Source organism: Plasticicumulans sp., assembly GCF_035331805.1.
Lineage (GTDB): Bacteria > Pseudomonadota > Gammaproteobacteria > Competibacterales > Competibacteraceae > Plasticicumulans.
In genome coordinates, this window is the sequence record NZ_DAOLKE010000280.1 from 1 (window position 1) to 4,711 (window position 4,711).

General features: G+C 71.3%; 5 protein-coding genes. All 5 read right to left on the reverse strand.

The annotated features are described in order from the left end of the window. Positions 1 to 41: 41 nt before the first annotated feature. A complete protein-coding gene (gene hldE, locus PKE44_RS15225) occupies positions 42 to 1,475 on the reverse strand; it encodes a bifunctional D-glycero-beta-D-manno-heptose-7-phosphate kinase/D-glycero-beta-D-manno-heptose 1-phosphate adenylyltransferase HldE (protein ID WP_324552730.1) in 1,434 nt (477 codons plus the stop codon). A gap of 132 nt (positions 1,476 to 1,607) precedes the next feature. Then, positions 1,608 to 2,171, reverse strand: a complete 564-nt coding sequence (locus PKE44_RS15230; RefSeq protein ID WP_324552717.1) for an SIS domain-containing protein — start codon at positions 2,169 to 2,171, stop codon at positions 1,608 to 1,610. A 7-nt stretch (positions 2,172 to 2,178) separates the two neighbouring features. After that, complete coding sequence (locus PKE44_RS15235) at positions 2,179 to 2,373, reverse strand: zinc-finger domain-containing protein (RefSeq protein WP_324552720.1); 195 nt, start codon at positions 2,371 to 2,373, stop codon at positions 2,179 to 2,181. 87 nt (positions 2,374 to 2,460) lie between these two features. Then, positions 2,461 to 3,384, reverse strand: a complete 924-nt coding sequence (locus PKE44_RS15240) for a branched-chain amino acid transaminase (protein WP_324552724.1) — start codon at positions 3,382 to 3,384, stop codon at positions 2,461 to 2,463. A gap of 114 nt (positions 3,385 to 3,498) precedes the next feature. Continuing rightward, the coding region (locus PKE44_RS15245; protein ID WP_324552727.1) for an NYN domain-containing protein at positions 3,499 to 4,711 on the reverse strand (1,213 nt) is incomplete at its 5' end.

A 4,711-nucleotide genomic window follows, 5' to 3' on the forward strand; every position in this document is an offset into this window, starting at 1 on the left:
TCGGCAGTGCCATCAGCGGCTCCCTCCTTGTGGCGGCCGGTTCAGTCTGAACCGCCGCGGATGCGCCCGACCGTCGCCGTCGTCGAATGCCCTTCGACGAAACCGAGCACGATGACCTCGCCACCGGCGGCGATGACCTCGGCGCCGCCGGCGATGTCCTCGGGCCGGTAGTCGCCGCCCTTGACCAGCACGTCGGGCAGCAGTTGCGCGATCAGCGCGCGCGGCGTGTCCTCGGTGAAGGGCACGACCCAGTCGACGGCGCGCAGCGCAGCGAGCACTTCCATGCGTGCGGCGAGCGGGTTGATCGGTCGTTCGCTGCCTTTCATGCGGCGCACCGAGGCGTCGTCGTTGACGGCGACGATCAGCCGGTCGCCGAGCGCGGCGGCCTCGGCGAGATAGCGGACGTGCCCGGCGTGCAGCAGGTCGAAGCAGCCGTTGGTCATGACGATGCGCTCGCCGCGGGCGCGGGCGGCGGCGAGTTCTTCGAGCAGCGCCGTGCGCTCGACCACGCCTGCGGCCGGCGGACGCGCCGGCGCCAGTGCGGCAGCCAGTTCCAGCGGCGTGACCGTCGCGGTGCCGAGCTTGCCGACGGCGATGCCGGCGGCGTGGTTGGCGAGCTGCACGGCGTCGGCGAGCGGGCTGCCGGCGGCGAGCGCAGCGGCGAGCGTGGCGATCACGGTGTCGCCGGCACCGGTCACGTCGAACACCTCGCGGGCGCGGGTCGGGATGTGCTGCACCGGTGCGCCGTCGGCGGCGACCAGCGTCATGCCGCGCTCGCTGCGCGTGATCAGCACATGGCCGATGCCGCAGTCGGCCGCCAGACGCCGGGCCTGCGCGACCAGTCCGGCCTCGTCGGTCCACTCGCCGGCGACCGCGGCGAATTCGGCCTCGTTCGGCGTGATCAGCAGCGCGCCGGCGTAGCGCGCGTAATCCGTGCCCTTCGGATCGACCAGCACCGGCCGGCCGGCGGTGCGGGCGGCGGCAATCACGGCGGCAACGTCGCGCAGCGCGCCCTTGGCGTAGTCCGAGCAGACGACGATGCCGGCGGCATCGAGCAGCGCCGTGACGCCCGCGGCGAGGCGCGCCGGCTCGAAGTCCGGAAAGCCGTCCTCGAAGTCGAGCCGGATCAGCTGCTGGTGGCGGGCGAGCACGCGCAGCTTGGTGATGGTCGCGGCCTGCGGCACGACCTCGAACGCGCAGCCGACGCCGGCGGCTTCGAGCCGCGCACGCAGCACCCCGGCGGCCTCGTCGGCCCCGACCGGCGCACACACCCAGGCGCGTCCGCCGAGCGCGGCGACGTTCAGCGCGACGTTGCCGGCTCCGCCCGGGCGGTCGTCCAATTCCGAGACATGCACGACCGGCACCGGCGCCTCGGGCGAGATGCGCCGCGCCGGGCCGGACCAGTAGCGATCGAGCATCAGGTCGCCGGCGACGAGCACGCGGGCGCGGGAGAAATCGGGCAGGCGCATCGGCAGCGGTCCCCGGGGATCAGGTGGAAACAGGGGCACGGGCGGCAGCCGCCGGGTCCATCACCACCGGGCCCGGCATCCTGGCAGCCCCGCCCGCGGCAGCAGGCCCGGGAAACCCGCGAGGCGCGGCGGGCGGACTCAGCCGCCCGTCAGCCCGGCCTCGATCCGCTCGCACAGCCAGTGGCCGATCAGGATGTGGGCTTCCTGGATGCGGGCGGTGACGGTCGAGGGCACGCGCAGACATTCGTCGGCGAGTTCCGCGAGCGTGCCGCCGCTCTGGCCGGTCCAGCCGACGCACCAGCAGCCGAGCGCGCGGGCGCTGCGGGCGGCGGCGAGCACGTTCGGGCTGGTGCCGGACGTGGAGATCGCCATGACCAGATCGCCGGGCCGGGCCAGGGCTTCGAGCTGGCGCGAGAACACGGTCTCGAAGCCGAAGTCGTTGGCGTGCGCGGTCAGGATCGAGGTGTCGGTGGTCAGCGCGATCGAGGCGAGCGCGCGGCGATCGTAGCGGTAGCGGACCACCAGCTCGGCGGCCAGATGCTGGCTGTCGGCGGCGCTGCCGCCGTTGCCGAGCCAGAAGATGCGCCCGCCGGCATCGAGCGTCGTGCGCATGCGGGCGGCGAGCGCTTCGAGCTGCGCGGCGAGCGGCAGCAGGCCGGAGATGACTCCGGCGTGCGCGGCCAGCGTCGCGGCGAAGTCCACGGGCGCGTCAGTCCTTCAGCACGTAGTCGGCGCCGCAGTACGGGCACTTGGCGTAGCCCTTGTCCTCGATCGGCAGATAGACCTTCGGGTGCGAGTTCCACAGCGCCATGTCCGGCATCGGGCAGGACAGCGGCAGGTCCTTGCGGCTGACTTCGTAGCGGTTTTCGGTGTTGGCGGGCTTGGCGGCGGGCTGCGCGGACACGGTGTGACTCTCCCCTCGGGTGTGCAGGTTGTCATCGGCATGCGGGCCGCGACGCGCGGGCGCCGCGGTCCAGGAACAGGACAGGGTTCAGACCAGCGTCTGCCACTCCGGATACTGCTCGCGGCGGCCGTGGACCTGATCGAAGTACAGCTTCTGCAGGCGCTCGGTGACCGGGCCGCGACGGCCGATGCCGATCGCACGGCCGTCGACCTCGCGGATCGGCGTGACCTCGGCGGCGGTGCCGGTGAAGAAGGCCTCGTCGGCGATCCAGACCTCGTCGCGGGTGATGCGCTTTTCCTTCAGCGTCAGGCCGAGATCGGCGCAGAAGCGGATGATGGTGTCGCGGGTGATGCCGTCGAGGCAGGAGGTGAGTTCGGGCGTGTACAGCACGCCGTCGCGCACCAGGAACAGGTTCTCGCCCGAGCCCTCGGCGACGTAGCCCTCGACATCGAGCAGCAGCGCCTCGTCGTAGCCGTCGCGCAGCGCCTCCTGCAGCGCCATCATCGAATTCATGTAGTTGCCGTTCGCCTTGGCCTTGCACATCGTGATGTTGACGTGATGGCGGGTGAACGAGGAGGTGCGGATGCGGATGCCCTTCTCCATGCCCTCGGCGCCGAGGTAGGCGCCCCACGGCCAGGCGGCGACCATGGTGTGCACCTTGAGGTTGTCGGCGCGCAGGCCCATGCCCTCGGAGCCGTAGAAGCACATCGGCCGGATGTAGGCGGATTCGAGCTGGTTCTCGCGCACCGCGGCACAGCAGGCGGCGTTGATCTCGTCCTTCGTGTAGGTCATCGGCATGCCGACGATGTGCGCCGAGCGGAACAGCCGGTCGGTGTGCGCCTGCAGCCGGAAGATCGCCGCGCCGCGTTCGGTCTGGTAGGCACGCACGCCCTCGAACACGCCCATGCCGTAGTGCAGCGTGTGGGTGAGCACGTGCGTCTTGGCCTCGCGCCACGGCACCAGTTCGCCGTCGAGCCAGATCACGCCGTCGCGATCGTCCATCGTTGCCATGTTCGCAAGCCCTCGGTGCGCGCGGCGCTGCATCGGCGCCGCGCTGCGCATGTCTGCTGGTGGTCGGGAGGGGCGGTATTTCACCACAGAACGTGCGACACCGGGCAGCAGGGCTCAGGCGCGCAGGCGCACGTGCTGGACGGTGCCGCTCGCCGGCCGGCACTCGATCAGCTGCGGATGGGCACGCAGCAGCTTCTGCAACTGGGCGTGACCATAGCGTTTCACGTCGAAGCCGGGGTCACAGGCCCGGATCGCAGTGCCAGCGGCTGCAAGCGTCATCCAGGCACGGCTGGCCAGCGCCTGCCGCAACAGGGGCGACGGATCGGGTTTGACTGCGGCGGGTGTCAACCGAACCTCGCCGATCGGGCCGCTCGCACCCGGCCGGTGATCGATCAGGTCGCCATGGGCCAGGATCAGGGTCCAGAGCTTCGGAAAACCGAATTGCGCCGTGCTGAATCCCGGCACGAGCTGGCGCAGGGCACTTCCAAGGGCCGACATCGTGACCCACTGCCCGTCGGCCAGGGCCTGACAGAGCAGGTTGCGGATTTCGGCCTGCGACTTCGGATCGGTGTTCGTGACGGGCAACGGAGGCGTCTCCGGAGGCTCCGGCATGCCGGCCGCTGCCGGCCCTGCCGTTTCCGCGGTCGCCGGCACGATTTTCCGTACCAGCCGCATCAGGACCGGCTCCTCCTCCGCCACCACCGGGATAGCCACCGGATCAGTGGTCTGACGGGCTGACGGCTCCGGTGAAGGCGCCGGTTTCGGCATCGGCAGGGGTTGCTCCGGCGACGGCAGCACCGCTGCCGGCATGATTTCGCCGAGCGGTTCGACCGCCACGAACAGGTCCGCCGCCGCGCGCAGCGCCAGTGGCGTCGAGTCGCGGCCGGCAACGATGACGTAGCGGTCCGCCTCGCGCAGCCGCACGACGAGCCGCGTGTAGTCACTGTCGCTCGCGAGCAGGCAGAAACCGTCCGCATCACCATCGTGCAGCAGGTCCATCGCATCGACGACCAGCGCGATGTCGGCGGCGTTCTTGCCTGCAGCGCCCGGGAACACCTGCATGGCCTGGATCGCGTGCTGCACCAGCGCCTCGCGCCAGCGCCGCAGGCGCTCGCCGCTCCAGTCGCCGTAGGCGCGGCGGATGCGGACCTCGCCGTGACGCCCGAGCAGGTCGAGCAGCCGGCGCACGAGACCGGCGTCGGAGATGTTCTCGGCGTCGATCAGCAGTGCCAGCCGCCGGCGCGGCGACGCTCCCTGTCCTTCCATGCCTTCAGTCCTCCGCTTCCATGATCCGCTGCCACAGCCGCTCGACACCGTCGCGGTAGGG